This is a genomic window from Streptomyces sp. NPDC102462 (genome assembly GCF_044765425.1).
In the GTDB taxonomy this organism is placed as follows: Bacteria; Actinomycetota; Actinomycetes; order Streptomycetales; family Streptomycetaceae; genus Streptomyces.
Genome location: NZ_JBIWKB010000146.1, coordinates 1 through 2,557, shown reverse-complemented (window position 1 = coordinate 2,557; position 2,557 = coordinate 1). Strand labels below are relative to the sequence as shown.

The window sequence follows — 2,557 nt, the reverse complement described above, 5'->3', positions numbered from 1 at the left end:
CTCAGCGTCGACCCCATCCTCGACACAACCGACCCACAAAGCCTCAACGGCTACACCTACGCCGACAACAACCCCACCACCCACAGCGACCCCACCGGCCTGTGGCTCGACGACGGCACCGGCCACAGCGAACCCCACCCCAAAAACCGTTCCGGAACCCACCGCAGCAACGTCGGAGTCCCCACAGGTGGCACCGGACGTGGCGGCTGCTATTACACCTGCCCGGACGCGCTCAACGCGGCCTCTATTTACGCGTACCACGCCACCGTTGCCGCAGCCGAAAAGGGAGCTCCGTACGTTCGAACTGCGCAAACGGTGGATCGCGGCGACTTCCACAAGGCGATGATGAAGTACCAGGGAAGCCTCGATGGCGCTCTGAACGACTCCCAGTGGATGATGTGGCTCTATGGCTGGTCCGAAGAAGTCATTGACAATTTCGGCCCGTGCTTGATTTTCGACTGCACCAAGCCGATCACTTCAGATGATATAAACGACCTTCCACTAAACCGCCCAGGCTGGGCGGAAACGATCGGTCGGGCATTCGCCGATGGTAAGGCCCACGGGGAAGCGCTGACAGCAGCTCGCGCAGGTAAAGGAATTATTGGTAGCTGCAATCACAGCTTTGTCCTCGGAACTGAAGTACTTCTCGACAACGGACGAACAAAGGACATCGAAGATGTCAAGGTCGGCGATAAAGTAACTGCCACTGACCCAGTAAGCGGCAAGACCACCACACGGACAGTAATTGACACCATTGTCACAAAGGATGACAAAGACTTCGTTGACCTCATGGTGTCCTCACCCGGCCACAGCGGGACGGATGAGTCCGTGATCGCCACGACCACCCACCCCTTCTGGTCCCCTTCAGAAGCCGCATGGGTGGAGGCTGGCCACCTGCGCGCCGGCATGACCCTGCGCACAGCAAGCGGCCAGATCGCCAAGGTCTCTGCCGCCCGCCACTTCACCAAGCGCCAGATTACCCACGACCTGACCATCGAGGGCGTCCACACGTACTATGTACTCGCTGGTCAGACGCCGGTCTTGGTTCACAACAGCAACTGCCCCAATGGGAAGCTGTCGGACCCCCTACCCAGGGGGATGAATAACAAGATCGCTTCAGCCTACGACGACGTGAAGGCAGGACGGATTCCTTCGCACGACACGTACGGGGGACGTGAACACCCGTGGTGGGCAGGTTCCAAGGAGTACCGCGTGCCTGGCAGGCCGGAAACTGACAGAATCCTGGAAAAGGAGCTGCCGAACGGCGTCAAGGTATACGGCTGGACGTCCACGCATTACACGAAGATCCAACGTTTCAGTGCATCCCATTTCCCTGACTCGGGGTGGAATTAGTAGCTCTATTGGTTAACTGGTGCAGCGACTTGATTGTCGCTGCACCAGTTCCGGTTTGAGGATTAGGCATGGCTGGCGAACTGCCTGTAGCGGGCAAGGCGGATTTTCCGCTGTACGTGGTATCGGATGAAGAGTCAGGGAGGGTGCTTGTTGCCGCTGAAGGAGTAGAGGGATTTTTTGTCGACCCGGAAGAAGAGTCGTCGGAAGTGGCCTTCCTGAGGGCCCATGAGGTCGAGAAGGGGAGGCGGAGGGTCGAAGATGCAGTGATGGCGGTCATGAATCGCCAACGGGAGAAGATTGGTGAGTACGTCATTGGTCGGGTTGTGCTCGGCGATACGGACGTAGAGGAGCCAGGCGGAAATATTTCGAGAGTCGCTTACCGGTTCTTCGGTAATCGCTGCGAGTATCCCGAAGCTGAAAGAATTTGGCCGCGTTGGGCATCAGGGATCGCCCTGGAGAAGGGTGAATGGGTTCGGTGGCCGGCGAACTATCAGAGTGCATGGCTGCACGTCGTTCAGAATTCCTGGTTCGCTTCGAACCGTAGGGCTGCTCGCTATGGAGTGGGAGAGGTTGTCCACTTGGACGGTGGGCAAATTTCCACGAAGTCGGGATTCTACTGTGCATTGGGTGAGGCGGTCAACGGGCCGGGTGGGTACTTTGGATCGAATCTCGACGCTCTCGCGGACTGTATTTCTTCGAGTTTCGGCGAGGGCCCCCCGGCGAGGATTATTTGGCGGAACTTTCAGGCGTCGCAAGAATCTCTTGATCACGCCTTCCTGGATTCGATCGTGGACCTAATGCGCGAATTCCGCGTAGATCTCGCCACTTGCTGACTTTGGAGGCGTGCATGCGAGCAAATATGACGCCCCGCCAGGTGGCATCTGGCGGGGCGTCTGGGTGGGGTGACGGCAGTAGTTGACGGCAACGTCAGCGGACGGCGGCTCCGACGAGGGGTGGTTCGTCGCCGTCGTCGGGCCCGCTGGTGAGCTCCCCGGGGTTGCGGAGGGCGTGGCCGAGGAGGTCGATGGCGTCGCGTTGGAGGCGGAGGCGGACGTGGGCGTAGACGGTGGCGGTGACGCCGATGTGGGCGTGGCCCAACAGCTCCTTGATACTCAGGTTGAACTCGCGGAGTCCGGCGGTCTGATCGCGCCGTCGTCCATGGTCAGACCGGTGGGCGGGAGGCAGCCGTCGACCAGATGAGGCC

3 protein-coding genes are annotated in these 2,557 nt (G+C 59.8%); 2 read left to right on the top strand and 1 reads right to left on the bottom strand.

The annotated features are described in order from the left end of the window. The coding region (locus ACIRFL_RS43710) for a polymorphic toxin-type HINT domain-containing protein (protein ID WP_404041315.1) at positions 1 to 1,353 on the top strand (1,353 nt) is incomplete at its 5' end. Positions 1,354 to 1,421: 68 nt separating this feature from the next. After that, positions 1,422 to 2,186, top strand: coding sequence for a barstar family protein (locus ACIRFL_RS43705; RefSeq protein ID WP_404041312.1), 765 nt, complete (start codon positions 1,422 to 1,424; stop codon positions 2,184 to 2,186). A 94-nt stretch (positions 2,187 to 2,280) separates the two neighbouring features. On the opposite strand, the gene ACIRFL_RS43700 is transcribed toward ACIRFL_RS43705, so the two are convergent. Next, the gene (locus ACIRFL_RS43700) at positions 2,281 to 2,451 is read right to left on the bottom strand and encodes a hypothetical protein (protein ID WP_404041310.1); all 171 of its coding nucleotides are present in this window, start codon (positions 2,449 to 2,451) and stop codon (positions 2,281 to 2,283) included. Between the last annotated feature and the right edge of the window lie 106 nt (positions 2,452 to 2,557).

Excerpts from the sequence above, each read along its gene's own strand:
- ACIRFL_RS43705 (WP_404041312.1), top strand. The coding sequence starts at position 1,422 with ATGGCTGGCGAACTGCCTGTAGCGGGCAAGGCGGATTTTCCGCTGTAC.